At 69.6% G+C, this 24,860-nt stretch carries 22 protein-coding genes and 3 pseudogenes; 5 read left to right on the forward strand and 20 right to left on the reverse strand.

Annotation, left to right across the window (positions count from 1 at the left end; genetic code table 11):
• The 3 genes and pseudogenes from ACXJMZ_RS16840 to ACXJMZ_RS16850 form a co-directional block, all read right to left on the reverse strand.
• Nucleotides 1–155: pseudogene (locus ACXJMZ_RS16840) on the reverse strand (spermidine/putrescine ABC transporter substrate-binding protein); the annotation flags it as partial.
• Nucleotides 156–176: 21 nt separating this feature from the next.
• The gene (locus ACXJMZ_RS16845; RefSeq protein ID WP_457030862.1) at nt 177–1,535 is read right to left on the reverse strand and encodes an aminotransferase class III-fold pyridoxal phosphate-dependent enzyme; all 1,359 of its coding nucleotides are present in this window, start codon (nt 1,533–1,535) and stop codon (nt 177–179) included.
• A 133-nt stretch (nt 1,536–1,668) separates the two neighbouring features.
• A complete protein-coding gene (locus ACXJMZ_RS16850; protein WP_457030863.1) occupies nt 1,669–3,114 on the reverse strand; it encodes a gamma-aminobutyraldehyde dehydrogenase in 1,446 nt (481 codons plus the stop codon).
• A 265-nt stretch (nt 3,115–3,379) separates the two neighbouring features.
• On the opposite strand from ACXJMZ_RS16850, the gene ACXJMZ_RS16855 reads away from it, so the two are divergent.
• The 4 genes from ACXJMZ_RS16855 to ACXJMZ_RS16870 all read left to right on the forward strand — a co-directional run bounded on the left by ACXJMZ_RS16855 (nt 3,380) and on the right by ACXJMZ_RS16870 (nt 7,337).
• Entirely contained in the window at nt 3,380–3,853 is a 474-nt protein-coding gene (locus ACXJMZ_RS16855) for an Lrp/AsnC family transcriptional regulator (protein ID WP_057232352.1), read from the forward strand.
• The gene (locus ACXJMZ_RS16860; RefSeq protein WP_457030864.1) at nt 3,850–5,241 is read left to right on the forward strand and encodes an aspartate aminotransferase family protein; all 1,392 of its coding nucleotides are present in this window, start codon (nt 3,850–3,852) and stop codon (nt 5,239–5,241) included. Before ACXJMZ_RS16855 ends, ACXJMZ_RS16860 begins: the two co-directional genes overlap by 4 nt.
• 216 nt (nt 5,242–5,457) lie before the next feature.
• Entirely contained in the window at nt 5,458–6,186 is a 729-nt protein-coding gene (locus tag ACXJMZ_RS16865) for an ABC transporter ATP-binding protein (protein WP_057232348.1), read from the forward strand.
• Between the two features lie 2 nt (nt 6,187–6,188).
• Nucleotides 6,189–7,337 carry a hypothetical protein gene (locus ACXJMZ_RS16870; RefSeq protein ID WP_457030865.1) on the forward strand — a complete coding sequence of 383 codons (1,149 nt, stop codon included), beginning with the start codon at nt 6,189–6,191 and terminating at the stop codon, nt 7,335–7,337.
• A gap of 28 nt (nt 7,338–7,365) precedes the next feature.
• Here ACXJMZ_RS16870 and rlmN read toward each other — a convergent pair.
• The 6 genes and pseudogenes from rlmN to rpsB form a co-directional block, all read right to left on the reverse strand.
• Nucleotides 7,366–8,328: pseudogene (gene rlmN / locus ACXJMZ_RS16875) on the reverse strand (23S rRNA (adenine(2503)-C(2))-methyltransferase RlmN); the annotation flags it as partial.
• 81 nt (nt 8,329–8,409) lie between these two features.
• Nucleotides 8,410–9,429 (reverse strand): phosphatidate cytidylyltransferase, encoded by a 1,020-nt coding sequence (locus ACXJMZ_RS16880; RefSeq protein ID WP_457030866.1) that lies wholly within the window; start codon nt 9,427–9,429, stop codon nt 8,410–8,412.
• On the reverse strand, nt 9,429–9,950 hold the full coding sequence (frr, locus tag ACXJMZ_RS16885) for a ribosome recycling factor (protein ID WP_369824227.1): 522 nt from the start codon (nt 9,948–9,950) through the stop codon (nt 9,429–9,431). The genes ACXJMZ_RS16880 and frr overlap by 1 nt, the downstream gene beginning before the upstream one ends.
• Nucleotides 9,951–10,070: 120 nt before the next feature.
• The gene (gene pyrH / locus ACXJMZ_RS16890) at nt 10,071–10,826 is read right to left on the reverse strand and encodes a UMP kinase (RefSeq protein ID WP_403041950.1); all 756 of its coding nucleotides are present in this window, start codon (nt 10,824–10,826) and stop codon (nt 10,071–10,073) included.
• Nucleotides 10,827–11,096: 270 nt separating this feature from the next.
• On the reverse strand, nt 11,097–11,936 hold the full coding sequence (gene tsf / locus ACXJMZ_RS16895; RefSeq protein ID WP_057232335.1) for a translation elongation factor Ts: 840 nt from the start codon (nt 11,934–11,936) through the stop codon (nt 11,097–11,099).
• Nucleotides 11,937–12,066: 130 nt separating this feature from the next.
• Nucleotides 12,067–12,996: a 30S ribosomal protein S2 gene (rpsB, locus tag ACXJMZ_RS16900; RefSeq protein ID WP_457030867.1), complete on the reverse strand. Its 930-nt coding sequence runs from the start codon at nt 12,994–12,996 to the stop codon at nt 12,067–12,069.
• 502 nt (nt 12,997–13,498) lie between these two features.
• Here rpsB and ACXJMZ_RS16905 point away from each other — a divergent pair.
• Nucleotides 13,499–14,092 (forward strand): annotated as a pseudogene (locus ACXJMZ_RS16905) (peptidoglycan DD-metalloendopeptidase family protein); the annotation flags it as partial.
• Nucleotides 14,093–14,184: 92 nt separating this feature from the next.
• Here the strand turns inward: ACXJMZ_RS16905 and ACXJMZ_RS16910 are convergent.
• From ACXJMZ_RS16910 to lepB (ACXJMZ_RS16960), 11 genes are all read right to left on the reverse strand, one after another.
• The gene (locus ACXJMZ_RS16910; protein WP_457030868.1) at nt 14,185–14,814 is read right to left on the reverse strand and encodes a TetR/AcrR family transcriptional regulator; all 630 of its coding nucleotides are present in this window, start codon (nt 14,812–14,814) and stop codon (nt 14,185–14,187) included.
• Between the two features lie 134 nt (nt 14,815–14,948).
• The gene (gene whiG / locus ACXJMZ_RS16915) at nt 14,949–15,863 is read right to left on the reverse strand and encodes an RNA polymerase sigma factor WhiG (protein WP_457030869.1); all 915 of its coding nucleotides are present in this window, start codon (nt 15,861–15,863) and stop codon (nt 14,949–14,951) included.
• A gap of 269 nt (nt 15,864–16,132) precedes the next feature.
• Nucleotides 16,133–17,305 carry a DNA-processing protein DprA gene (gene dprA / locus ACXJMZ_RS16920; RefSeq protein ID WP_457030923.1) on the reverse strand — a complete coding sequence of 391 codons (1,173 nt, stop codon included), beginning with the start codon at nt 17,303–17,305 and terminating at the stop codon, nt 16,133–16,135.
• Between the two features lie 188 nt (nt 17,306–17,493).
• The gene (locus tag ACXJMZ_RS16925) at nt 17,494–19,143 is read right to left on the reverse strand and encodes a YifB family Mg chelatase-like AAA ATPase (protein ID WP_457030870.1); all 1,650 of its coding nucleotides are present in this window, start codon (nt 19,141–19,143) and stop codon (nt 17,494–17,496) included.
• Nucleotide 19,144: 1 nt separating this feature from the next.
• The gene (locus ACXJMZ_RS16930; protein ID WP_457030871.1) at nt 19,145–19,675 is read right to left on the reverse strand and encodes a YraN family protein; all 531 of its coding nucleotides are present in this window, start codon (nt 19,673–19,675) and stop codon (nt 19,145–19,147) included.
• Between the two features lie 193 nt (nt 19,676–19,868).
• On the reverse strand, nt 19,869–20,195 hold the full coding sequence (locus ACXJMZ_RS16935; RefSeq protein WP_057232326.1) for a DUF2469 domain-containing protein: 327 nt from the start codon (nt 20,193–20,195) through the stop codon (nt 19,869–19,871).
• The gene (locus ACXJMZ_RS16940; protein ID WP_457030872.1) at nt 20,192–20,728 is read right to left on the reverse strand and encodes an NUDIX hydrolase; all 537 of its coding nucleotides are present in this window, start codon (nt 20,726–20,728) and stop codon (nt 20,192–20,194) included. The genes ACXJMZ_RS16935 and ACXJMZ_RS16940 overlap by 4 nt, the downstream gene beginning before the upstream one ends.
• 70 nt (nt 20,729–20,798) lie before the next feature.
• Complete coding sequence (lepB, locus tag ACXJMZ_RS16945; protein WP_457030873.1) at nt 20,799–21,542, reverse strand: signal peptidase I; 744 nt, start codon at nt 21,540–21,542, stop codon at nt 20,799–20,801.
• A 153-nt stretch (nt 21,543–21,695) separates the two neighbouring features.
• Nucleotides 21,696–22,598 (reverse strand): signal peptidase I, encoded by a 903-nt coding sequence (gene lepB, locus ACXJMZ_RS16950; RefSeq protein WP_457030874.1) that lies wholly within the window; start codon nt 22,596–22,598, stop codon nt 21,696–21,698.
• Between the two features lie 237 nt (nt 22,599–22,835).
• On the reverse strand, nt 22,836–23,675 hold the full coding sequence (gene lepB / locus ACXJMZ_RS16955) for a signal peptidase I (protein ID WP_457030875.1): 840 nt from the start codon (nt 23,673–23,675) through the stop codon (nt 22,836–22,838).
• A 160-nt stretch (nt 23,676–23,835) separates the two neighbouring features.
• Nucleotides 23,836–24,678: a signal peptidase I gene (lepB, locus tag ACXJMZ_RS16960; RefSeq protein ID WP_457030876.1), complete on the reverse strand. Its 843-nt coding sequence runs from the start codon at nt 24,676–24,678 to the stop codon at nt 23,836–23,838.
• Nucleotides 24,679–24,860 lie beyond the last annotated feature (182 nt).

Consider the following 24,860-nt stretch of genomic DNA (forward strand, 5'->3'; position numbering starts at 1 on the left):
TGCGGGTCGAGGTACCTGGCGACGTTCGGCATGTTCGCCGCGTCGAACTGCTGCACCCAGCCGAGTGCCACGTACCGTCCGGCCATCCAGTCGCTGACCACCATCAGGTCACGGCCCGGGTCGCCGCCCTGGGCCAGCACCGGGCTGATGCAGCCCGGGGCCGCGACGACGGTACGTCAGCTGGTGTGCGCGTCGGTGAGGGTGAGCACCTCGTCGAGGATCGCCAGGCCGGTCTTGGCCTCCTCCTCGGTGACCGTGCACGGCGGCACCACGTGGAATCGGTTCATGTTGACGAACGGCCAGAGCCCGCGCTGCTTGCAGGCGGCGGCCAGCTCGGCCATCGGCGCGTTGGCGGCACCGGCGGCGTTGTACGGGACCATCGGCTCCCGGGTCTGCCGGTTCTTCACCAGGTCGAGCGCCCAGAACACGCCGAGCCCGCGCACCTCACCGATCGAGGGGTGCCGCTCGGCCAGCGCCCGCAGGCCGGGGCCGATCACGGTGTCGCCGATGTGCTTGGCGTTCTCCACGATGCCCTCCTCGGCCATCGCGTTGATGGTGGCCACCGCCGAGGCGCAGGCCAGCGGGTGACCCGAGTAGGTGAGCCCGCCGGGGAACGGCCGCTCCGCGAAGGTGGCCGCGATCTCGGCCGAGATCGCCACGCCGCCGAGCGGGACGTAGCCGGAGTTGACGCCCTTGGCGAAGGTCAGCAGGTCGGGGACGATGCCCCAGTGGTCGGCGGCGAACCACTCACCGGTCCGGCCGAAGCCCGCCATCACCTCGTCCAGGATGAAGACGATGCCGAACCGGTCGCAGATCTCCCGCACCCCGGCCAGGTAGCCGGCCGGCGGGATCAGGATGCCGGCGGTGCCGACCACCGTCTCCAGGATGATCGCGGCCACCGTGCCGGGGCCCTCGAAGGCAAGCACCTGCTCCAGGTGCTCCAGCGCGCGCTCGCACTCCTGCGCCTCGTTCTCGGCGTGGAAGTTGGAGCGGTAGGCGTACGGGCCCCAGAAGTGCACGATGCCGGAGACGCCGGTCTCGTTGGCCCAGCGACGGGGGTCGCCGGTCAGCGCGATCGCGTTGGCGGTGGCGCCGTGGTACGAGCGATAAGTCGACATGATCTTCTGCCGGCCGGTGTGCAGCCGGGCCATCCGGATGGCGTTCTCGTTCGCCTCGGCGCCGCCGTTGGTGAAGAAGATCTTGTCCAGGTCCCCCGGCGTGCGCTCGGCGATCAGCCGGGCCGCCTCACTGCGTGACTCCTGGGCGAAGCCCGGGGCGATGGTGCAGAGCTTGGCGGCCTGCTCCTGGATCGCGGCGACCACCTTGGGGTGCTGGTGACCGATGTTGGTGTTCACCAGCTGCGAGGAGAAGTCGAGGTAGCGGTTGCCGTCGTAGTCCCAGAAGTACGAACCCTCGGCACCGGCCACCGCGAGGGGGTCGATCAGCGCCTGGGCGGACCACGAGTGGAAGACGTGCGCGCGGTCGGTGGCCTTGACAGCCTGTCCGGCGGCCGAGTCAGCAGTGGGGGTGCTCATGCCGATAAGCGTAGGGAACCGTCCGGCCGAGGTGCAGTTGCATCCTGTCAGGCGGTCCGCGTCTCACCCGACAGCCTGACAAATAGAGGGGGCGCGGAGGTTGTCTCCGCGCCCCCTCCTACATGACTCTGCGTCAGATCGCCGTCATGACGTGCTTGACCCGGGTGTAGTCCTCGAAGCCGTACGAGGAGAGGTCCTTGCCGTAGCCGGACTTCTTGAAACCACCGTGCGGCATCTCGGCGACCAGCGGGATGTGGGTGTTGATCCAGACGCAGCCGAAGTCCAGCCGGCGCGACATCCGCATCGCCCGCGCGTGGTCCTTGGTCCAGACCGAGGACGCGAGCGCGAACTCGACGCCGTTCGCGTAGTCCACCGCCTGGTCCTCGTCGGTGAACTTCTGCACGGTGATGACCGGGCCGAAGACCTCGTTCTGGATGATCTCGTCGTCCTGGTTCAGGCCTGAGACCACGGTCGCCGCGTAGAAGTAGCCGATGTCGCCGACCCGGTGGCCACCGGCCTCGACCTTGGCGTGCGAGGGCAGGCGCTCGATGAAGCCGGCCACCTGCTTGAGCTGGTTGGCGTTGTTCAGCGGGCCGTAGAGCACGTCCTCCTCGTCCACCCCACCGGTCTTGGTGTCGGCGGCGGCCTTGGCCAGCGCGGTCACGAAGTCGTCGTGGATGGACTCGTGCACCAGCACCCGGGTGGCGGCGGTGCAGTCCTGGCCGGCGTTGAAGAAGCCCGCGACCGAGATGCCCTCGACCGCCTCGGCGATGTCGGCGTCCTCGAAGACCACCACCGGCGCCTTGCCACCGAGCTCCAGGTGCACCCGCTTGACGTCCTTGGACGCCGACTCGGCGACCTGGATGCCCGCGCGCACCGAGCCGGTGATCGAGGCCATCGCCGGGGTGGAGTGCTCGACCATCAGACGGCCGGTCTCCCGGTCACCGCAGATCACGTTGAAGACACCGGCCGGGAGCTGCAGCTCCTTCAGCACGCCGCCGATGATCTCGGCCAGCAGCAGGGTGGAGGCCGGGGTGGTGTCGGAGGGCTTGAGCACGACCGCGTTGCCCGCCGCGATGGCCGGGGCGAACTTCCACACGGCCATCATCATCGGGTAGTTCCACGGCGCGACCTGGGCACAGACGCCGACCGGCTCACGGCGGACGATCGAGGTCATCCCTTCCATGTACTCGCCTGCGGCCTTGCCCTCCAGCAGGCGGGCGGCGCCGGCGAAGAACCGGATCTGGTCCACCATCGGACCGATCTCCTCGGACAGCGTCAGCGACCGCGGCTTGCCCGTGTTGCGACACTCGGTGTCCACGATCTCGTCGGCCCGCGCCTCGACCGCGTCCGCGATCTTGAGCAGCAGCTTCTGCCGAACGGACGGCGTGGAGTCACGCCAGAGGGGGAACGCCACGGCGGCCGAGGCCATCGCCGCGTCCACGTCCGCTGCACCGGACAGCGGCGACGTCGCGTACACCTCGCCGGTGGTCGGGTCGATCACGTCCAGCGTGCGGCCGTCCGCAGCATCGACGAACTCACCGTTGACGTAGTTGCGCAGCGTACGAAGCTCGCTCACGGGTCTCTCCTCGGTCGGGGCCTGCCACGTTGCAGGAACCGGCGCCAGGGTACTCCGGCGCCGAGTGGCCGGGCTGTGGGAGCCGCGGTCCACTGATGTGGTGTGCACGCCTCCGCGTGTACCTGACCAGGGTAGCCGGTTGCCTTCGGTTCTCGGCAGTGGTCTTGGACAAGTGCCACGTAATCCGTATGCATTTTTCCAAACCACGACGAAATCAGCAGCTGACACGGTTGCGTCCGACGAGACGATCAGGCACAGTGGCGACGTGGCCAACCGCGACCGGAACGCGAGCGTTCCCCTCGATGCCGCCTCCAAGGCGATCATCGAGCAGCTCCAGGAGGACGGGCGTCGCCCGTACGCCGCCATCGGCAAGGCTGTCGGCCTGTCCGAGGCGGCGGTACGTCAGCGGGTCCAGAAGCTGCTCGACCAAGGCGTGATGCAGATCGTCGCCGTCACCGATCCCCTCACCGTCGGCTTCACCCGCCAGGCGATGGTCGGGATCAACGTCGAAGGCGACATCGAACCCGTCGCCGACGCGCTGGCCGCCCTCGACGAGGTCGACTACGTGGTCTGCACCGCAGGCTCGTTCGACCTGCTGGCCGAACTGGTCTGCGAGGACGACGAGCACCTGCTCGAACTGATCAACAAGCGCATCCGCGCGCTTCCCGGCGTGCGGAGCACCGAGAGTTTCGTTTACCTGAAGCTCCGGAAACAGACCTACACCTGGGGCACCAGATGACTGCCGACCCGGCGCAGAAGGACCTTTCCAAGACCGCCTACGACCACCTGTGGATGCACTTCACCCGCATGTCGTCGTACGAGAACTCCCCCGTGCCGACGATCGTCAAGGGCAAGGGCACGTACGTCTGGGACGACAAGGGCAAGAAGTACCTGGACGGCCTGGCCGGCCTGTTCGTCGTGCAGGCCGGTCACGGCCGCGAGGAGCTCGCCGAGGCCGCGGCCAAGCAGGCCAAGGAGCTCGCCTTCTTCCCGGTGTGGAGCTACGCCCACCCGAAGGCGATCGAGCTGGCCGAGCGTCTGGCGAACTACGCCCCGGGCGACCTGAACAAGGTCTTCTTCTCCACCGGTGGCGGCGAGGCGGTCGAGACCGCCTGGAAGCTGGCGAAGCAGTACTTCAAGCTGACCGGCAAGCCGACCAAGCACAAGGTCATCTCGCGTGCCGTCGCCTACCACGGCACCCCGCAGGGCGCCCTGTCGATCACCGGTCTGCCGGGCCTGAAGGCCCCGTTCGAGCCGCTGGTCCCGGGCACCCACAAGGCGCCGAACACCAACATCTACCGCGCCCCCGCCTTCCTGGAGCGCGACGGCAAGATCGACCCCGAGGCGTACGGCCGCTGGGCCGCCGACGAGATCGAGGTGGCGATCCTCAACGAGGGCGCCGACACCGTCGCCGCCGTCTTCGTCGAGCCGGTGCAGAACGCCGGTGGCTGCTTCCCGCCGCCGCCCGGGTACTTCGCCCGGCTGCGCGAGATCTGCGACCGGCACGACGTGCTGCTCGTCTCGGACGAGGTCATCTGCGCCTTCGGCCGTCTGGGCACCATGTTCGGCGCCGACAAGTTCGGCTACCAGCCCGACATGATCACCTGCGCCAAGGGCATGACCTCGGGCTACAGCCCGATCGGCGCCACGATCATCTCGGACCGCCTGGCCGAGCCGTTCTACAAGGGTGACAACACCTTCCTGCACGGCTACACCTTCGGTGGCCACCCGGTCTCCTCCGCGGTGGCGCTGGCCAACCTCGACATCTTCGAGCGCGAGGGCCTGAACCAGCACGTCCTGGACAACGAGGCGAACTTCCTCGGCACCCTGGACAAGCTGCGTGACCTCCCGATCGTCGGCGACGTGCGCGGCAACGGGTTCTTCTACGGCATCGAGCTCGTGAAGGACAAGGTCACCAAGGAGTCGTTCAACGACGACGAGGTCGAGCGCGTGCTCTACGGCTTCCTGTCGAAGGCGCTCTACGACAACGGCCTGTACTGCCGCGCCGACGACCGTGGCGACCCGGTCATCCAGCTGGCCCCGCCGCTGATCTCCGACCAGTCGACCTTCGACGAGATCGAGCAGATCCTGCGGGTCAGCCTCACCGACGCGTGGGCCAAGATCTGATTTCGGCTTTCTGTCCCACCCTCCGCCGAAGGCGGCCCCGCTCTCTCGGGGCCGCCTTCGGGCGTTCCCGGCCGTACCGGAGGGTATTTCTTGCGGCCAACACGCCGGATTCGCCAGGATTTGAACCTGATTGGGTCAGTGTGCCGCATCCTCGACCCGCCCCGGTCGTTCTAATCTGACGACTGTCATATCCCCGTCGGCACCAGGATGGACCTCATGTCAGCGGCCCCGCCCGACAACGACGTGCTGTGGGCCCGAGGGATCGTCAAGTCCCACCACGGCACCCCCGCCCTGCGCGGGATCTCGATCGGCGTCCGGGAGGGCGAGGTTCTCGCCGTCACCGGCCCGCGCGGCTCCGGCAAGAGCACCCTGCTGGGCTGCCTCTCCGGGCTGCTCCCGGTGGACGAGGGCGAGGTCTGGTTCAACAGCTCCCCCGTGCACACCCTGAGCCGGCTCGGCCGGGAGCGGCTGCGCCGGGACCGCTTCGGCTTCGTCGGCTCCGAACCGCACCTGGTCCCGGAGCTGACGGCCCGGGAGAACGTCGCCCTTCCGCTGCTGCTCTCCGGCGCCGGTCACAAGGCCGCGTACACCGCGGCCGCCGAGTGGCTCGAGCGGCTGGACGTCGCCGACCACGCCAAGCGCCGCCCCGCCGAACTGATCCAGAGTCAGCGCCAGCGGATCGCGGTCGCCCGCGCGCTCGCCCCGCTGCCCGCGGTGGTCTTCGCCGACGACCCGACCGCCCCGCTGCACCGCGAGGCCAAGGACCAGGTGCTGCGGATACTGGCCAGCGCCGCGCGCTCGCACCAGCTCACCCTGGTGCTCGCCACCCACGACCCCGAGCTGGTCAAGTACGCGGACCGGACCGTCGCCCTGCTGGACGGACGGCTGACCGGGCCGGTCGCCCCCGTACCGCGCGGCGCCGCCGCGCTCACCGCGGGGCGCTGACCATGCTGTACTTCCGCCTGGCCCGCGGCTACCGGCCCGCCGACCTCGGCCGCTGGCTGCTCACCGCGACCGCCGCCGCCCTGGTGGCGGCCCTGCTGCTGCGCGCGCTCGGCCGCGCCCTCGGCGAACCCGCCGTCAGCTCACTGCCCCGGCTGCTCTGGTGCCTGCCACCGCTGGCCGCCGTCGGCTGGTTCGCCGCCGTCGCGGCCCGCGCCGTACCCGCCGCCCGCCCCGAGCGGATCAACGGCCTGACCGCCGCCGGGGCCGGACCGGTCCGGATCCGGCTGCTGGTCGCCGGGGAGATCGCGCTCGCCTGCACCGTCGGCAGCGCGCTCGCCCTGCTGTTCTTCCTGGTCCTGCGCAACGACATCGCCGACCCCTCGCTGGCCGCCGACCTCGGCATGGGCAGCCCACTGCCCACCGCCGCCCCGGTCACCCTGCTGGTCCTGGTCCCGCTGGTGGCCGGGGTCTCGGCAGCCTGCGCCGTCCCGCTCACCGACCCGCTGCCGACCGGCCGGGAGCACACCGCCCCGACCGGCTTCGGCCCGCTCCGGATCGCCCTGCCCACCGGCCTGCTGCTGACCGGGATCGCCCTGGAGCTGTACGGCCTGCGGCCGGGCGCCTCGGTGGACGGCCGCCCGGTCGCGCTGCCCGGCGGGCTCGGCGACACCGGCGTGGCGGCCCTGGCCGGCTGGTCGCTCGCCGCGCTCGGCCTGGCCCTGCTCACCGCCCCGCTGCTGGCACTGGCCGGCCAGCTGCTCGCACTCGGCCGCCCCACCCCGCTCCGGCTGCTGGCCGGCCGGGGTCTGACCGCCGAGGCCCGGCGGATCGGCACCCCGCTGGCCGTGCTCGGGCTGGCCGGGGCCGCCGTGCTGGCCGCGTTCCGCTACTGGATCGGCCGCCCCGGCAGCTCCGAGACGCTGACCAGCGTCGAGGGCCTGCTGGTGGTCGCCTGCGCGCTGGCCGCCCTGCTGGTCCGGGCCGCCGAGGTGCGCAGCGCCCGACGGGACGTCAGCTCCACGCTGCTCCGGCTGGGCGCCGCGCCCCGGCTGCTGTTCGGCGCGGCCGCGCTGCGGGTGCTCACGGTCGGCACCGTGGTGCTGCTCACCAGCGGGCTGACCGCGGTGCTCGCGGCGGGCGCACTGGGCTGACGGTATGACAGTGGGGCCCGGACATCGTCGACCCCGGCGTCGGGTTCAGCGGGATCAGGTTGACGTGCACCCGGTGGTTCTTGATCAGGCGTCCGAGCAGGTCGGCCCGCCACGCCTGGTCGTTGATGTCCTTGATCAGCGCGTACTCGATGGAGATCCGCCGGCCGGACTGCTCCGCGTAGTTCCACGCGGCGTCCAGCACCTCGGCCACCTTCCACTTGGTGTTCACCGGCACCAGCTCGTCGCGCAGCTCGTCGTCCGGGGCGTGCAGGGAGAGCGCCAGGCGGCAGGACAGGCCCTCGTCCGCAAGCCGGTTCATCGCCGGGACCAGACCGACGGTGGAGACGGTGATGCCGCGCTGGGAGAGCCCGAAGCCGTCCGGCGCCGGGTCGGTCAGCCGGCGGATCGAGGCCAGCACCCGGTTGTAGTTCGCCAGCGGCTCGCCCATGCCCATGAAGACCACGTTGGACAGCCGGGCCTCGCCGCCCGGGATCTCGCCGGCCTTCAGCGAACGCATCCCGGCCGCGATCTGCTCGACGATCTCGGCGGTGGAGAGGTTCCGGGTCAGCCCGGCCTGACCGGTGGCGCAGAACGGGCAGTTCATCCCGCAGCCCGCCTGCGAGCTGATGCACATGGTCACCCGGTCGGGATAGCGCATCAGGACCGACTCGACCAGGACGCCGTCGAACAGCTTCCACAGCGTCTTGCGGGTGGTGTCGTCGTCGCAGGAGACGTGCCGGACCACCGACATCAGCTCGGGCAGCAGCGCGTCCGTCAGCTTCTCCCGGCTTGCCGCGGGGATGTCCGTCCACTCACCCGGGTCGTTCGAGAGCCGGCCGAAGTAGTGGTTCGACAGCTGCTTGGCGCGGAACGGCTGCTCGCCCAGCTCGGCGACGGCCGCCTTGCGGTCGGCGGGGGCGAGGTCGGCAAGGTGTCGCGGGGGCTTGGCGCCACGCGGCGCGACAAAGGTCAGTTCTCCGGGCTTAGGCATGGTTCAACAAGTGTCGCAGATCGACAAAGCCCCGGATGCCGTGGCATCCGGGGCTCCGGAACTGACGGGCCTGACGAGGTGTCAGCTGCCGACGAAGGCGGCCAGCAGCAGCCAGACCACCGGAGCGGTCGGCAGCAGCGAGTCGAGTCGGTCCATGATGCCGCCGTGGCCGGGCAGCAGGGTCCCCATGTCCTTGATGCCCAGGTCGCGCTTGATCATCGACTCGGCCAGGTCGCCGAGCGTCGCCGTAACCGCCGCGCAGGCACCGAGGATCAGGCCCTGCCACCAGGTGCCGTCGTCGATCACGTACTGCATCAGCAGTGCGCCCGCGATCATCGAGAGGCCGATGCCGCCGGCCAGACCCTCCCGGGTCTTGCCGGGGCTGATGGTCGGGGCCAGCTTGTTCTTCCCGAACTTGTAGCCAACCGCGTAGGCGCCGGTGTCACTGCAGATGGTGACGATCAGGAAGAGCAGGATCCGCTGCGGGCCGTCGTCGGCCGCCAGCATCATCACCACGAAGGTGGCCAGGAACGGCACGTAGAACGCGGTGAAGATGCCCGCCGTTATGTCGCGCAGGTAGTTCTCCGGCGGCTCGCTCATCCGCCAGATCATCACCGCGAGTCCGGTCAGCGCCAGCGCCGCGGCCGCCCACTGCGGTCCGGCCCAGTACCCCGCGCCCAGCATCGCCAGACTGCCCGCCAGCAGCGGGATCAGCGGCGTGCTGATCTCCTTGCGCTCGGCCAGCCGGCTGGTCAGCTCCCACACGCCGACCAGGACCGCGGCGGCCACCACGAAGAGGAAGAGCACCTTCACCACGAACAGCGAGGCGACGATCACCGCGCCGAGACCGACCCCCACCCCTATCGCGGCCTGCAGGTTGCGGCCACCGCGTTGCTTGCGGGGCTGCTGGTCGGGCTGGGCCACTGCTGTCTCCTGCCCTGGGGCGGATGTCGGGGTGGGGCGGTGCGGCATGACAGGAGTCTGTGCCGAGAGGCCGGGTCGGTACACCGGGAGCTGCTGCGAGTGACCCGTTTGGGGTCCAAGGTCACCCGCAGCAGCGGAGTCGGGSGSSGGRGMCCGGCGCCCGGAAGCGTCGTGCATCAGACCTCGAGCAGCTCGGCTTCCTTGTGCTTCAGCAGCTCGTCGATCTGCGCCACGTACTTCGCCGTGGTGTCGTCGAGCTCCTTCTCGGCGCGGCGGCCGTCGTCCTCGCCGATCTCGCTGTCCTTGACCAGCTTGTCGACCGCGTCCTTGGCCTTGCGGCGGATCGCCCGGATCGAGATCTTGGCGTCCTCACCCTTGGCCCGGGCCTGCTTGATGTACTCGCGACGGCGCTCCTCGGTCAGCACCGGCAGCACCACCCGGATGATCGAGCCGTCGTTGGACGGGTTGACGCCGAGGTCGGAGTCGCGGATCGCGGTCTCGATGGCCTTCAGCGCGGTCTTGTCGAACGGCGCGACGACCGCCATCCGAGGCTCGGGCACCGAGAACGAGGCGAGCTGGTTGATCGGCGTCAGCGCACCGTAGTAGTCCGCGAAGATCTTGGCGAACATGGCCGGGTGCGCCCGGCCGGTCCGGATCGCCGCGAAGTCGTTCTTGGCGACCCCGACGGCCTTGTCCATCTTCTCCTCGGCCTCGAAGAGGATCTCGTCGGTCACTGTCTGCTCCCTGTCCCGTTCATCTGCTGTGGTCCCGGCCGGCGAATGCCCCGGTCGGCTGATTGCTGCTCAGGTGACGACTGCTCAGGCCCGGGCAGAGTCCTGGCTGATGAGTGTGCCGATCTTCTCACTGTTCACCGCGCGGGCGATATTGCCCTCCGCCAGCAGCTCGAAGACCAGCATCGGCAGGTCGTTGTCCTTGCACAGCGTGATCGCGGTCAGGTCGGCCACCTTGAGGTCGCGCGCGATGACCTCGTTGTAGTCGAGGGAGTCGAACTTGACCGCCTCGGGGTTGGTGCGCGGGTCCGAGTCGTACACCCCGTCGACGCCGTTCTTGCCCATCAGCAGCACCTCGGCGTGGATCTCCAGGGCGCGCTGCACGGCGGTGGTGTCGGTGGAGAAGTACGGCATACCCATTCCGGCGCCGAAGATGACCACGCGGCCCTTCTCCAGGTGCCGGACGGCCCGCAGCGGCAGGTACGGCTCCGCGACCTGACCCATCGTGATGGCGGTCTGGACCCGGGTCTCGATGCCTTCCTTGATCAGGAAGTCCTGCAGCGCCAGGCAGTTCATCACGGTGCCGAGCATGCCCATGTAGTCGGAGCGCGCCCGGTCCATGCCGCGGACCTGCAGCTCGGCGCCGCGGAAGAAGTTGCCGCCGCCGATCACCACGGCCACCTCGGTACCACCGCGGACCACCGTGGCGATCTCACGGGCGATCTTGTGCACGACATCCGGGTCGACGCCGAGGCCGCCACCGCCGGCGAACGCCTCACCGGACAGCTTGAGCAGAACCCGCCGACGGTTGCTCTCCTGCACGGTCTCCTGCGTCTCCGTCATGGACTTCTCCTTCTCCACCTACTGGTTCACAGACGGGGCCGCCGGCGGGCAGTGCCGGGCCCCTGACCTGCGCGTACACGCAAAGAGGCCACTGCCGCGGGAACCGGTACGGTGTCCTGCACGGCAATGGCCTCCTCGTCGTTCATGATGCCGACGTGGCCCGCCCGTTGACTTCCTGGCGCTGGTCGAGCCCGATCGGCGCGTTCCTGGCCACCCTGGTGAGCGGCCGGGCGTTTCCTACCTTAGGCGGGAAGCGCTGCGGAACGTGGGTCAGGCGCCGACGCGGAAGCGGGCGAAGCGCTTGAGGGCGACGCCGTTCTCCTCGAGCACCTTGGCGACGGTCTTCTTGTTGTCCTTCGCGAAGGCCTGCTCCAGAACGGAGTTCTCCTTGACGAAGCCGGTGACGCGACCCTCGACGATGCGCGGCAGGGCAGCCTCGGGCTTGCCCTCCTCGCGCGCGGTGGCCTCGGCGACCCGACGCTCGTTCTCGATGTCCTCGGCCGGGATGTCCTCGCGGGACAGGTACTTCGGCGCGAAGGCGGCGATGTGCTGCGCGACGTCCTTGGCGACCTCGGCGTTCTCCTTGTCGAGCTCGACGAGGACACCGATGGTCGGCGGGAGGTCCGGGTCCGACTTGTGCATGTAGACGCCGACGAAGCCGTCACCGTCGAACTGCGCGAAGCGGCGGAACACGATCTTCTCGCCCAGGGTCGCGTTGGCCTCGTCCACGAACTGCTGGACGGTCTGGCCGGCGGCGATCTCGGAGGCCAGCGCGGTCTCCAGGTCGGCCGGGGAGGTGGCGGCCACGTGAGCGGCGATCGCGTTGGCGACCTCGACGAACTTGCCGCCCTTGGCGACGAAGTCGGTCTCGCAGTTCAGCTCGACCAGGACGCCGGACTTGGCACCCTCGGCGATGAGCGCGGCAACGGCACCGTTGGAGGCGTCGCGGCCCTCGCGCTTGGCGACGCCCTTCTGGCCCTTGATACGAAGCAGCTCGACGGCCTTCTCGACGTTGCCCTCGGCCTCGTCCAGCGCCTTCTTGCAGTCCATCATGCCGGCGCCGGTGAGCTCACGGAGCTTCTTGACGTCCGCGGCGGAGATGTTCGCCATGGTGTGAATCTCTTCTCGCGTCTCGCGTGTCTGCGTGGGGAGGTGCCTGGCGGCTGGATACAGCCCCTGGCACGGGAGAGAGGGGCACTTACCGGTGTCGTACCGGCGAGTGCCCCTCACCCTTGGTACGTCAGGCCTGCTCGGCCTCGGCGGCCGGAGCCTCGACGGTCTCGGCAGCAGCCTCGGTGGCCTCGGCGGCGGGGGCCTCGACCTCGGCGGCCGGAGCCTCGACGGCCTCGGCAACAGCCTCGGCGGCGGGGGCCTCGGCGGCCTCGTCAGCCTTCGGCTCGCCCTCGAGGATGTCCTTCTCCCAGTCGGCCAGCGGCTGGTCGGCACCCGGCTCGGCCTTGACGTCGCCCTTGGCGACACCGGCACGGGCCTTGAGGCCCTCGGCGACGGCGTCGGCGATGACGCGGGTCAGCAGCGTGACGGAGCGGATCGCGTCGTCGTTGCCCGGGATCTTGTAGTCGACCTCGTCGGGGTCACAGTTGGTGTCCAGGATCGCGACGACCGGGATGTGAAGCTTGCGGGCCTCACCAACCGCGATGTGCTCCTTCTTGGTGTCGACGATCCAGACAGCGCTGGGAACGCGCTGCATGTCACGGATACCGCCAAGGGTCTTCTCGAGCTTGGTGTGCTCGCGCTCGAGGACCAGGAGCTCCTTCTTGGTGAGACCGGAACCGGCCACATCCGTGAAGTCGATCTCGCCGAGCTCCTTCATCCGCTGAAGGCGCTTGTAGACGGTCTGGAAGTTGGTCAGCATGCCGCCGAGCCAGCGCTGGTTCACGTAGGGCATGCCCACGCGGGTGGCCTGCTCGGCGATGGCCTCCTGGGCCTGCTTCTTGGTACCGACGAAGAGGACGCTGCCGCCGTGGGCAACCGTCTCCTTGACGAACTCGAAGGCGCGGTCGATGTAGTTCAGCGACTGCAGGAGGTCGATGATGTAGATGCCGTTGCGCTCCGTGAAGATGAAGCGCTTCATCTTCGGGTTCCAACGACGGGTCTGGTGACCGAAGTGGACGCCGCTCTCAAGCAGCTCCCGCATCGTGACGACGGCCATGGCCGTGCTCCTCGGTGTTCTGCCCGGCGCGCCTGGTCCTTACGGACCCGGGGTGCCAGGTGTTCTCGGTTGTTCCGTGCCGGTCGGGCGACCGCCACGCCTGACGCCCCGACGTGCCGAGCCACCTGAGCCTGTGCGGTGACTGGACCGCGCCAGGCTCGGCGGACCGAGCGGCACTCGCACCGAACGGGCCTCGGCACCCTTGCGGGGTGACCTCTGCCGTCGGTGGCGGGGCGTGCGAAGTCGACCCGGCAGACCGGGTCGCGTGTGAAGTGTACGGGAAGCCCCGAGCCAGGAGCGACTCCGACCTTTCGGGGTGGGACGGCCGGGGTTCGACCGCGCTGTACCGGCCGCACGCTCTTCGTTCACTGCCCGGTGCGGGGTGCGGACCGCCCGGCGGAATCACCCTTGCGGGGGAACGCCGATGTCCCCAGGAGCGGGTTGTCCACAGGACAGGTGGGGGCGCTGGCCACTGACGGCGGCGGTCGGAAGCCTGCTCGGCATGAGTGCTCCTCTCTTTCCGCTGTTGCTGCCGATCGTCACCGGACCGGGCGCGGGGCCGCCGCCGCACCCGCCGCATCCGCCGGACCGGCGGGTGGTGGTGCTGCTGGTGGCACTGCTCACCGCGTTGCTGTTCGTGGGGCTGCCGCAGCCTTCGGCGTCCGGGACTGGGGTTGCGGTTGGGGTTGGGGTTGGGGTTGGAGGTAGGGGTGGGGCCCCTGCGGTCGGTCCGGGGCCCGGACGCGCCTGGCCGGTGGGTGGGCCGGGCGGTCTGCTCCAGCGGTTCGACCCGCCGCCGGTGCGCTGGGCGGCAGGGCACCGCGGTGTGGACCTGACTGCCTCGGTCGGAGTGCCGGTGCGGGCCGCCGCGCCCGGGGTCGTCTCGTTCGCCGGGATGGTCGCGGGCCGGCCGGTGGTGACGGTGACTCACCCCGCCTCGGGGAATCCCCCGTTGCGCACCACCTATCTGCCTGTCACCGGCAGCGTGCCGGTCGGCACGGCCGTCGCCGGCGGCGAGCCGATCGGGGTACTGGCGACCGGTGTCGGGCACTGCGCGACGGGCTGCCTGCACTGGGGACTGCTACGGGGGAAGCGCTACCTGGACCCGCTGGCTCTGCTCGGGACCGGCCAGGCGCGGCTGCTGCCACTGGACGGCGAAGTGACGCAGGCTCAGCGCCGGACCACCGCTCAGGCGGTGGCGGGCTTCGGGGCCGTCTCGTCGGCGCCGGGCCGGTGGGCGGGGCAGAGCCCGTGCAGCACCATCGACACGGCGGAGTCGGAGACCGAACCGGCCCCCTCCTCGCCGACCCGCTCTACCTGGCGCACAGCGGCCTCGACCACCCCTTGGAGCAGCGCGGCCGCCACCCGGGGCTGCTCGTGCCCGAGCTCCTGCAAGGCCTGGACCACCAGGTCGACCAGCGCGTGGTGTGCCGTCCTGATCCGGCCTCGCGCGGCCTCGTCGAGTTCCAGCGCCGAGATCGCGACGACGGCGCGGTGCCTGGGGTCGGCGGCCAGTGCGAGCTGGCCGCGAACGTAGGCCTCGACCTTGGCGTGCGGGGTGTCGCAGGCCGCCATCCCCGCTTCGATCTCCGCCGCCCAGAGCGGGAAGTCGACCGCGCACAGCTCCTCGATCACGGCCGCGCGCGAACGGAAGTACTCGTACACCGATGAGCGCGCGAGCCCGGCCCGCGCGGCCAGCGCAGGGAAGGTCATCGCCTCCATGCCACCCTCGGTGAGCAGTGTGCGGGCAGCGTCGAGAAGGGCTGCGCGCTGCAGCTGACGATGCTCGGCCACCGTGGCCGCCTGGATCTTCGGCACGCTCCTACTGTACGGAGCCCGACGAACTTCCGGGACAGCGCCATGGGGATCGCCGGGCGTGCATGTGGTGCAACACTCCGGCGCATTCACTTCGACGTACGCTCTGCCGCGGCTGCTGGGTGTGCCAGTAGGGCTCAGCACACCTCGGAGAGCTTGGCGCGAAGCTGGATCACCGACTTGGTGTGGATCTGGCTGACCCTGCTCTCGGTGACGCCGAGCACCTGGCCGATCTCGGCGAGCGTGAGGCCCTCGTAGTAGTAGAGGGTCACCACGGTCTTCTCGCGCTCCGGCAGGGTGTTGACCGCGGTGGCGAGCAGACGGCGCAGCTCCCGGTCCTCGGCGACCTCGACCGGATTGTCGGCGCCGGTGTCCTCCAGGGTGTCCATCAGGCTGAGCCGGTCACCGCTCTCCCCGGCCGGGTGCAGCAACTCGTCCAACGCCACCACGTTGGCGAGCGAGAGCTGACTGAAGATCGCGTGCAGCTCCTCGAGCGCGATACCCATCTCCGCAGCCACCTCGGGCTCATGCGGCGTGCGGCGCAGTCGGGCCTCAAGGGTCGCGTAGGTGCGCTCCACCGCCTTGGCCTTCTGCCGAACGGATCGTGGGATCCAGTCCAGCGCCCGGAGTTCGTCGATGATCGCACCGCGAATCCGGCTGATGGCATAGGTCTCGAACTTGATCGCGCGCTCGATGTCGAACTTCTCGATCGCGTCAATCAGACCGAACACCCCGGAGGAGACGAAGTCAGCCTGCTCCACATTGGCCGGCAGACCGACTCCGACCCGGCCTGCCACATATTTGACCAGTGGTGAGTAGTGCAGGATCAGTTGCTCCCGCAGTCTGGCGTCCCCGGTCTCCTTGTACGAGCGCCATAGCAGCTCCAGAGCTGACCGGTCGTCAACAGCAGGCTTTGCTGCGCTTGACGTCGGCGGCTTTGCCGCCTCGGCTTCGCGGCGGGCTGCCGGGGGGCGGGAAGGCAGCTGGACCGCGGTGTCCTCCGCCGCGGTTCGGGCTCGCACCCGACCGGCTTGCCTGGTCATCTCCTTCACCCCTGGCGTTCTGCTCTGCGCCTCGGCGGCGGGTCGTGCCTCGGCCCCCGGCCCTGGCCCTCCCGAGGACCGGAGAGCGCCGGTCACCCTGTGTCCGGGAATGTGTGTGGGCATACGTTGGTCTGCGCCGTTCTGCCGAGTCATGTGCTGATAGGGAAGCCACTGCGAGCGTAGCGTGACCAAGTCGCTGCACAGTGCTACCGCCACTCGGTCGTCGCCCGAACCGGTGGTGCACCCGGCGTGGCGCGCTCCGCGCCGACCCCTCGGTGTCACTCCTTCCGAGCTCGGCCGTTGCGCACCAGTCGCCAGTGCGCGCCACATCTCTCGACGAACCCGAGTGATCCCAACTCGTAGAGCCGCTGCAGGACTTCGTCCGGCGAGAGCCCTGCCTGCCGAGCCAGCCGCTCCACCGGCGCGCCCTCGGCCGAGGCGGGCACAGCCTCCAGCACCCGGGCCACCGGTGGAGGCAACAGGTCCCTGGGGAGTACCGGGCCGGACCGGCGTGGCGCCAGGTCGTCCCCGATCGCGCCGACCAACTCGCCGATCTCGGCCGCGTCCGTCACCAGCGTGGCGCCACCGCTACGGATCAGCGCGTGGACCCCGGCCGACAGCTCGGAGGTCACCGGGCCGGCCACACCCATGGTGTGCCGGTTCAGGTCACGGGCCCGACGAGCGGTACTCAGCGCCCCGCTGCGCATGGCGGCTTCGACCACCACGGTGCCCCGGGTCAGTGCGGCTATCACCCGGTTACGGAGCACGAATCGGAACCGGTTCGGGTGCTCGCCCGGAGGCAGCTCACTGAGCAACAGACCTTGGGCAGCGATTCGGGCGATCAGCTCCGAGTTGCCGGCCGGGTAGGCCACGTCCACTCCGCAGGCGAGTACTCCGAGAGTGACTCCGCCGACCGCGAGCGCGCCCCGGTGAGCTGCCGCGTCGATGCCATAGGCCGCTCCCGAGACCACCACCCAGCCTCGCTCGGCCAGTTGGGCCGAGAGCTCACCCGCGACGTGCGCGCCGTAAGCGGTACAGGCTCGGGCGCCCACCATGGCCACCGAGCGCAGGGCGAGCATCCGCAGAGATCCGGTGCCACGGACCCAGAGGCCGATGGGCCGGCCGTCGCCGAGGTCGTCGAGCTGGGACGGCCACTCGATGTCGCCCGGAATGATGAACCGTCCACCGGCGGCACCCACTCGTTCCAGGTCCGCATCGACGTCGACCAGCGGGAGCCTGGCGCGGTAGGCGCCGAGACGGTCTGCGTCCAGGTCGAGGTAGCCCGGGACGGTACGGCGGTGAATAGCCTCGACCAAGGTGGGTGCCCCGACCTGACCGAGCCACCGGCCGATGACGGCATCACCGGGCTCGATCAGTCTGGTGAGCGCGGCCCGAGCGCGGCGCTCGGCATCGGCCGCCGGTTGGGGTGTCGGCTCTGCCGCCGACGGCATGGACGGGCGCATCCTTGGTGCGGCCCGGGGGGTGGCGGGGGCTGTCGGGGTCTGGTTACTGCGGTTCACCTGCGCCTCCACGGTGACGACGGGTCTGACGAATCGAACGCCGGGCGGATCGAATGGGTCGGACGGGCAATGCTCGGAGGAGCGGCACCGGTCCCCTGTCCGGCTGTCGGACCGTGCTCTCAGAACTCGCCGCCGAGGTCTGCGTCCGGCTCCTCACCGAAGCGGACAGCCGGGTCCCGTTCGGGCAGACCGCGGTGCACACCTGTGCGCAGCACCAGGGCCGTCCGAATGTCGATACGGGTGGGCTGGTCACGTCCGGCCAGGTCGGCCACCGTCCAGGCGACGCGGAGCACTCGGTCCAGGCCACGCGCTGTCAACAGGCCGCGCTCCAGATCCCGTTCGGCATCGGCCAGTGCGCCCGGGGCAAGCCGCCAGCGCGTACGGAGTGTGTGGCCTGGCACCTCCGCGTTGGTTCGCCATGGCGTGTCGGCGAGCCGCTCGGCAGCTCGCGCACGGGCCGCCAGCACCCTGGCCGCCACCTCCCGGGTGCCCTCGGCCCGGCTCTGTCCCATCAGCTCTGCTCTGGTCACCGGCTCCACCTGGACCTGAAGGTCGACCCGGTCCAACAAGGGGCCGGAGAGCCTGCTCTGATAGCGGCTCACCATCGTCGGGGTACATTCGCAGCCTTCGCCCCGGCGGGAATGGCGTCCGCATGGACACGGATTGGCCGCCAGGCAGAGCTGGAAGCGGGCGGGCAGCCGCACCGAACCGGCTGAGCGCGCGATGGTCACCTCCCCCGACTCCAGCGGCTGACGCAGGGCATCGAGTACCCGCACCGGGAACTCGGGCGCTTCGTCGAGGAACAGAATGCCCCGGTGCGCCAGCGACACTGCTCCCGGCCTGGGCAGGCCGCTACCGCCTCCGACGATCGCCGGCATCGTGGTCGAGTGGTGCGGCGCGTAGTACGGAGGGCTGTCGATGAGTGGACGGTCAGTCGGCAGTAGCCCCGCGACCGAGTGAACGGCCGTCACTTCCAGGGCCTCAATCTGGGTCAGCGGCGGGAGCAGCGCCGGCAGCCGTTCGGCCAGCATCGTCTTCCCTGCACCTGGCGGGCCCTTCAGGAACAGATGGTGCCCACCCGCGGCCGCGATCTCCAGGGCGCGGCGAGCCTGGTGCTGGCCTGCCACGTCGGCCAGGTCAAGCTCGGCGGCCCTCTCAGCGGTGAGCCCTCGGACTCCGGCGCCGGGGAGCATCAGCCCGGCCAGTGCCGAATCCCTGCGGCCGACACCGTGGTCGGCCGGCTCGTCAGGCTCCGGGGCGCCGGTGAGGATCGCGATCAGCTGGCGCAGGCTGCGGACGCCCCGCACCGAGACGTCCGGGACCAGCGCGGCCTCGGGCGCTGTCTGCTCAGCGACGATGACCTGCCGGTACCCGGCGTCGGCCGCCGCGAGTACCGAGGGCAGTACGCCCCGGACCGGCCGGACCCTACCGTCCAGTCCCAGCTCACCGATGATCAGCAGGTCGGCAATGGTGGCCGGATCGAGCCGTTCGGCGGCCGCCAGGACGGCGCAGGCGACAGCGAGATCGAAGCCGCTGCCACTCTTCGGGACCGAGGCGGGGCTCAGACCGACCGTCAGTTTCCGCTGTGGCCAAGGCTCTCCGCTGTTCACGACAGCGGCCCGAACTCGGTCCTTGGCCTCGGACAGCGCCTTGTCCGGGAGGCCGACCAGGGCAAAGGTCGCGAGGCCAGGCTCAAGATCTGCCTGTACCTCCACCACCACTCCGTCCACCCCGACCAGGGCCACTGAGCAGGTGCGGGCGAATGCCATCTCAGACCGCCCCACGCAGGTGCTCCACCAGGGCGGCACCCTTCAGGCGGTTGACCACGGCAACCAGGTCGATCCGCACCCCTCCGGGAGGCAAGGGCACTGGAAGAGCCTGTGCTGCGGGCTCTACGACCTGCTTGTTACTCCGGCTGCCCTTACCTGGGCGGGCCTTGCTGGATTCGGCCTCAGTTGTCTGCTCCTGCGGGAGCTGTGCGGGTAGCCCTCCCGATGACTGGACCGAGTCGGCGAGGCGAGCGAAATGCTCGGGCCAGCGCTCACCGAGCCAGCGCTCGGCCAGGTGACGGAGCCGCGCGGCCTTGGTCTGGTCGATGCCTTCGCTCGGCTGTTGAAACCCTCGCTCGGAGCGGGTTTTCACCTCGCAGACGGCGATGGTGTCCCCGTCCAGCGCGATGATGTCCAACTCTCCTTCGGCGCAACGCCAGTTGCGCTCCAGGATTCGCAGCCCGCCCGCAGTGAGCCAGCGGGCTGCGACTTCTTCGCCGTAACGGCCGAGACCGTTGTTGGAACTCTGCACGGCAATCACCTCCGTGCCAGGAGGCTGTCGCATCAGTCCGAAAGCGGGCCAGAGTTCGTGATTTCTGTGGATAACTCAGGGGTTGTGGATAACCAAATCACCCTTGCGGGAGGTTTTTCGGACATCCTCTGGACATCGAGGCCAAGGCTGGTAGAGCGTCTCCTCGCGAGGACAACGCAGCTGTCCTGTCCGCTCAGTTACCGAAGGAGGCGTCGTCCGAGGGCAGCTCGAGATCGCTCTTGGCCAGCTCCTCGATATTGACGTCCTTGAAGGTCAGCACTCGCACCTTTCGGACAAACCGGGCCGGCCGGTACATGTCCCAGACCCACGCGTCCGCCATCGAGACCTCGAAGAAGACCTCCCCCTGCACCGAGTGCACCTGGAGCTCGTAGTCGTTCGTGAGATAGAAACGCCGCTCCGTCTCGATCACGTATTTGAACAGGCCGACGACATCCCGGTACTCCCGATAGAGCTTGAGCTCCATCTCGGTCTCGTACTTCTCGAGGTCTTCGGCACTCATCCAGGTGTCCCCTCAACTCGATACGTCCACCCCATTGTGGACCACCCGGCCCTTCCACAGAGCCGTACCGGCCGGACTGGCGGGCCGTCCGCCAGCAGCCGCTCAACCAGATCCGCCAGCTCGAACGGGTAGACCGTCTCCTCGGTCTCCCGAAGTTCTGCCACCGTCCACCACCGCGCCGTCAGCAGTTGGGCATGCTCCTCGGCCTCAGCCGCCTCCGGCATGCTCAGTTCGGTCTCACGCGTACGAGCCGGAAAGAACCACTGATCCTGCTCGTACCGCTGCTCCAGATAGGAGAAGGACACCGTGTCGTACGCCACCACCGGCCCGAGCTCCACGCCGGTCAAGCCGGTCTCCTCGGCAAGCTCACGCAACGCCGCAGCGCGCAGCTCCTCGCCCGGTTCCACTCCCCCGCCGGGGGTGAACCACCAGAACACTCCGGGCACCGCCGGATCCGTGCCCCGGAAAAGCAGCAACCGGTCCGCCTCGTCCAACAGCAGGACTCGCGCCGCCCGGCGCCGTTCCACCGCCATCGCCGACTCCTCCGCGCAGTCACCTGGATCGCCCCGACGTTCCTGCTGCGCCTGTTGTTGCTGCTGCCGGTCAGCCTCGGCGGAACCGTCGGGCCAGCGAGGCAAGACCGCCCACCAGCGAGGCCAACACGATCATCGCCGCACCGGTCGCCATCGTGATCGCGGCGGGCCCGAGCAGTCCAGACTTGGCGGCCGTCGGGCCGGCCAGCCCGTCGAAGGCCACCGTACGCTCGCTCAGCCCAGCTCGGTCGGCAGGCCAGACCGTCCCCTCGACGCGGCCGAGCACCTCGGTGGTCGCCACCGTGCCGCCCGCCAGGTCGAGGTGGCTCCGGGAGTCGAGCGAGGCATCCCGGTTGTCGCCCATCAGAAAGAGCCTCCCCGACGGCACGACGGTGGTGAACAGCTTGTCGTTGAGCTGCTGCTTTGCCAGGTACGGCTCGTCGATCGGGTGATCGTTCACTACCAGCCGATGCTGCGCGTCACAGCAGACCACAGTGTCACCGCTGACCGCGACCACCCGCTTGACCATCGGGACATTGCCCCAGAGCTCGCTCTGGAATACCACGATGTCCCCTCTGCCCACCGAGTCGCCGCTCACCGACCGGGCCAGCACCGTGTCGCCCGTGGTCAGGGTCGGGGTCATCGACTGGGTCGGGATCCGGTACGGCCGGTACTGCACGGCGAGCACCCCGAACGCTCCCACGAGGAGCACGAAGCCGATCCCGATCACCAGCCCGTGGAGCAGGGCCCCGACACTTCGTCCGGCCTTCGCCGGACGCGGCGGGGCAGCCCTCGGGGTCATCACGTCACTCATCGCCGCCACCTCCAGGTCGACCCGCAACCCGCACGGGTGGGCCACGGCGGGTCCGGGAAAGCCGGCGGGCCGTGGCACGTGCGAGCAGATTACTCGCCAGTACCACGGCCCGCGCAAGACCCTGCTTCACCTCATCGGCATCAGCCGGGGAGGTCAGCGGCGGTAACGCCGCAGCCACCAGACCGCAGGCAGTGCGATCGCCGCACCGGCCGCGGGCGGCGCGTAGGGCAGTGCGGCGGCCGCAAGCCCCTTCTGGTCGAAGGTGTCAGGCACCGGCAGCGTCGCCCAGTTGCTGATCGGCCAGGCCACCACGAAGGCCCGCCCCACCACGTTGTCCACGGGCACGGTGCCGCCACCGGGCTGGTCCTGGTGGAACCGCGAGTCGAGCGAGTCGGCCCGATGGTCGCCCATCACCCAGATCCGGTTGTCCGGCACCTGGACCGGCCCGAACGGCTTGTCCCCGCACGGGGTGTTGCCGGGGAAGATGTACGGCTCGTCGAGCGCGATCCCGTTCACCTTGACCGGCCCACTGCCCTGGCATTCGACCGTGTCCCCGCCGACCGCGATGACCCGCTTGATCAGGTCCTTCTCGTTCGCCGAAGGCATCAGCCCGACAAAGCTGAGTACGTCCTGCACACCGCGGACAAAGGCGTTGTCGCTCTGCTGGGCCGGCTCGTCGCTCAGCCAGCCGCCCGGGTCGTGGAAGACCACGACCTCGCCGCGCTCGGGCTCGGCGCCGAACCAGGGCGTCAGCTTGTCGACCAGCACCCGGTCGCCGATCTGCAGGGTGTTCTGCATCGATCCCGAGGGGATGGAGAACGCCTGGACGAAGAAGGTCTTGATCACCAGAGCCAGAATCAGCGCGATTCCGACCAGGATCGGAAGTTCCTTCCAGAAGGAACGCTGCTTTGGCTTCTTCTTGGGACTCCCTGCCTCGTCATCAGCCGAGGCCGCCGAAGCGGCGTCCGCGGACCGGTCGGAGCCGTCCAACTGCTCAGCGCCTTCGCCCTCGGGCTCAGGGCCCCCGGAACGGGCACCGATCACCAGATCCCCCACAACATCTCCTCCCTGCTGTGCGGACGCCCGCGCGCCCGCGCTCAAAGTGCCGCACAGCGGGCACCACGTTCTGTGACCGACCGTCAGCCCGCATCAGCTCTGCCCGTCACAGGGCGATCTGATACCGGCACACCAGCACAGCCTCCGGAGGCGATCGGACCGTACACCGCGCACTCCAGCACTTCTCTACCACTCCAGGGCACGACGCCCGTGCTCCCACACGGCAGGACGGGCGAATCAGCCGACGGGCGGCGCGCGCCGCACTCGCGCGCGCCTGGGCCGCACGAGGAGCGGGATGACGCCCAACACACCCATAACGAGCGGAGGTTCCGCAAGATCCGGTTGAGTTCCAGGCGATTTAGCCCGATCAGACTCGCTCGGGTATCCACTCGTCCCCGGAACGCTACGCCCGAACGCCTCGGTCCGCACGGGAAGCGCCGACAGGGAGGCGGGAACACCGAGTTGACCGATCCGCTGAACCGGCCAGGCGATCACGAACGCGCGGCCGACCACGTTGTCCATCGGAATAGTGCCCTGGCCGGCCTCGGTCAGGTGGTAGCGGGAGTCGGCGGAGAGATCCCGGTGATCCCCCATCACCCACAACCGCCCTGCCGGGACAGTGACTTTGAAAGGCTGCTTCGACGGCACGTTCCCTGGCGCGAGGTAAGGCTCCTCCAGCGGTGTGCCGTTGACTGTCAGTCGGCCGTTGGCGTCACAGCACTCAATGGTGTCCCCGGGCACACCGATCACGCGCTTGATCAGATCCTGCTCGTTGTCCGACGGCATCAGCCCGACGTAGGAGAGTGCCTGCTTCGCGCCTCGCAGCACGAAGTTGTCCTGCTCCGACTTGTGGACCGGCTCGAGCCAGCCGCCCGGGTCCTTGAAGACCACGATCTCGCCCCGGCTCGGCCGGCTGCCGAACCACGGCGTCAGCTTGTCCACCAGCACCCGGTCGCCGATCAGGATGGTCTGCTCCATCGACGGCGAGGGGATCACGAAGACCTGAACCGCAAAAGTCTTGAGTACCAGGGCGATCACCAACGCAGCCACGGCTATCAGCGGAATCTCGCGCAGCAACGACCGGCGCCTACGCCGAGCTGCCCGACGGGCGGACCTTCGCCGCTCCGCGCGGCCTCGGGCCGGAGCGGCCGCCACTCCCGTCCCCGTCGCTCCGACCGGCGTCACCAGGACAGCGGCCTGGTCATCGACAGCCGCCGGGGTGGTGATGGTCCTGGCTCTACCTCTGTCCCCCATGGCCACCCGTCCCCTCCACCGCAGCGAAGCTCGCGGGCCGGTCCAACGACGTCCAGTGGCCGATCGGGAAGACAATCCAGTCCGCCCGCCCGATCACCCTCTTCTCGGGTACGAACCCACCGCCCGGCTCCCCCAGATGATCTCGCGAGTCCCGGGAGTCGCTCCGGTGATCCCCCATCACCCAGAGCTTCCCGGCCGGGACCACCACGTCGAACCGCACCGCTGAGGGAGCGTCACCCGGATAGAGGTAGGCCGTCTCATCCAACGGCACCCCGTTGACCTTGAGCCGCCCGTCCGCCCCACAGCACGTCACCCGGTCACCCCCGATGCCGACCACACGCTTCACGTACACCGAACCGTTCCCGGAACCGAGGCCCACGGCCGACAGGAAGCGTCGCACAGCCGGCGTCTCCTCCGCGTAAGGCAGGAAGGAGCCCGTTCCGTCAAAGACCACCACCTCGCCCCGGCGGACGTGCCCGCCGAACGCGTAGGCAAGCTGGTTCACCACCAACCGGTCCCCCGGTCGCAGCGTGTTCTCCATCGAGGCGGAGGGCACCGCGAACGGCCGGGCGACGAACGCGTTGACCAGCATCAGCGTCAGGACGCAGACCGCGACGATCCGTAGGAGGTCACGTGCGGACCAGCGTCTCGGAAGCTCGGAACCGCTCTCGTCGGCTTCCCCCTCCTCTCCTGATCCCTCAGCCGCTTCAGCGCTATCCGCAGACCGGTCTGGTTCAGCGAGTCCGGCGGAGGTTCCGACGTCGCCTCCAGGAGCTGCATCGGGGCCGCCATCCAGTCCGGGCGCTCCGTCCGTGACGGTGGGCACCCCGCCGACACCTGGACCTGAAACGACCGCAGACCGCGACGGCGAGTCCGCACCCGGAGGTGCGGCACTGCCGTCGCGGTCCGCGACTGGTTCTTGCGTGCTCATCGGGGCAGAGCCTATCCCGAAGGGACTCCACTCGACCCGAGCGTACTGAACCCCTGGCCAGGGCCGGGGTCAGCGGA

Source organism: Kitasatospora sp. P5_F3, assembly GCF_054049135.1.

What these genes read in the sequence shown, in the direction of transcription:
- ACXJMZ_RS16845 (WP_457030862.1), bottom strand. Translation starts at nt 1,535, where the DNA reads ATGAGCACCCCCACTGCTGACTCGGCCGCCGGACAGGCTGTCAAGGCC.
- ACXJMZ_RS16860 (WP_457030864.1), top strand. Translation starts at nt 3,850, where the DNA reads ATGACTGCCGACCCGGCGCAGAAGGACCTTTCCAAGACCGCCTACGAC.
- ACXJMZ_RS16865 (WP_057232348.1), top strand. Translation starts at nt 5,458, where the DNA reads ATGTCAGCGGCCCCGCCCGACAACGACGTGCTGTGGGCCCGAGGGATC.
- ACXJMZ_RS16870 (WP_457030865.1), top strand. Translation starts at nt 6,189, where the DNA reads ATGCTGTACTTCCGCCTGGCCCGCGGCTACCGGCCCGCCGACCTCGGC.
- frr (WP_369824227.1), bottom strand. Translation starts at nt 9,950, where the DNA reads ATGGACAAGGCCGTCGGGGTCGCCAAGAACGACTTCGCGGCGATCCGG.
- pyrH (WP_403041950.1), bottom strand. Translation starts at nt 10,826, where the DNA reads ATGACGGAGACGCAGGAGACCGTGCAGGAGAGCAACCGTCGGCGGGTT.
- tsf (WP_057232335.1), bottom strand. Translation starts at nt 11,936, where the DNA reads ATGGCGAACATCTCCGCCGCGGACGTCAAGAAGCTCCGTGAGCTCACC.
- rpsB (WP_457030867.1), bottom strand. Translation starts at nt 12,996, where the DNA reads ATGGCCGTCGTCACGATGCGGGAGCTGCTTGAGAGCGGCGTCCACTTC.
- dprA (WP_457030923.1), bottom strand. Translation starts at nt 17,305, where the DNA reads ATGCCGTCGGCGGCAGAGCCGACACCCCAACCGGCGGCCGATGCCGAG.
- ACXJMZ_RS16925 (WP_457030870.1), bottom strand. Translation starts at nt 19,143, where the DNA reads ATGGCATTCGCCCGCACCTGCTCAGTGGCCCTGGTCGGGGTGGACGGA.
- ACXJMZ_RS16935 (WP_057232326.1), bottom strand. Translation starts at nt 20,195, where the DNA reads ATGAGTGCCGAAGACCTCGAGAAGTACGAGACCGAGATGGAGCTCAAG.
- ACXJMZ_RS16940 (WP_457030872.1), bottom strand. Translation starts at nt 20,728, where the DNA reads ATGGCGGTGGAACGGCGCCGGGCGGCGCGAGTCCTGCTGTTGGACGAG.
- lepB (WP_457030873.1), bottom strand. Translation starts at nt 21,542, where the DNA reads ATGAGTGACGTGATGACCCCGAGGGCTGCCCCGCCGCGTCCGGCGAAG.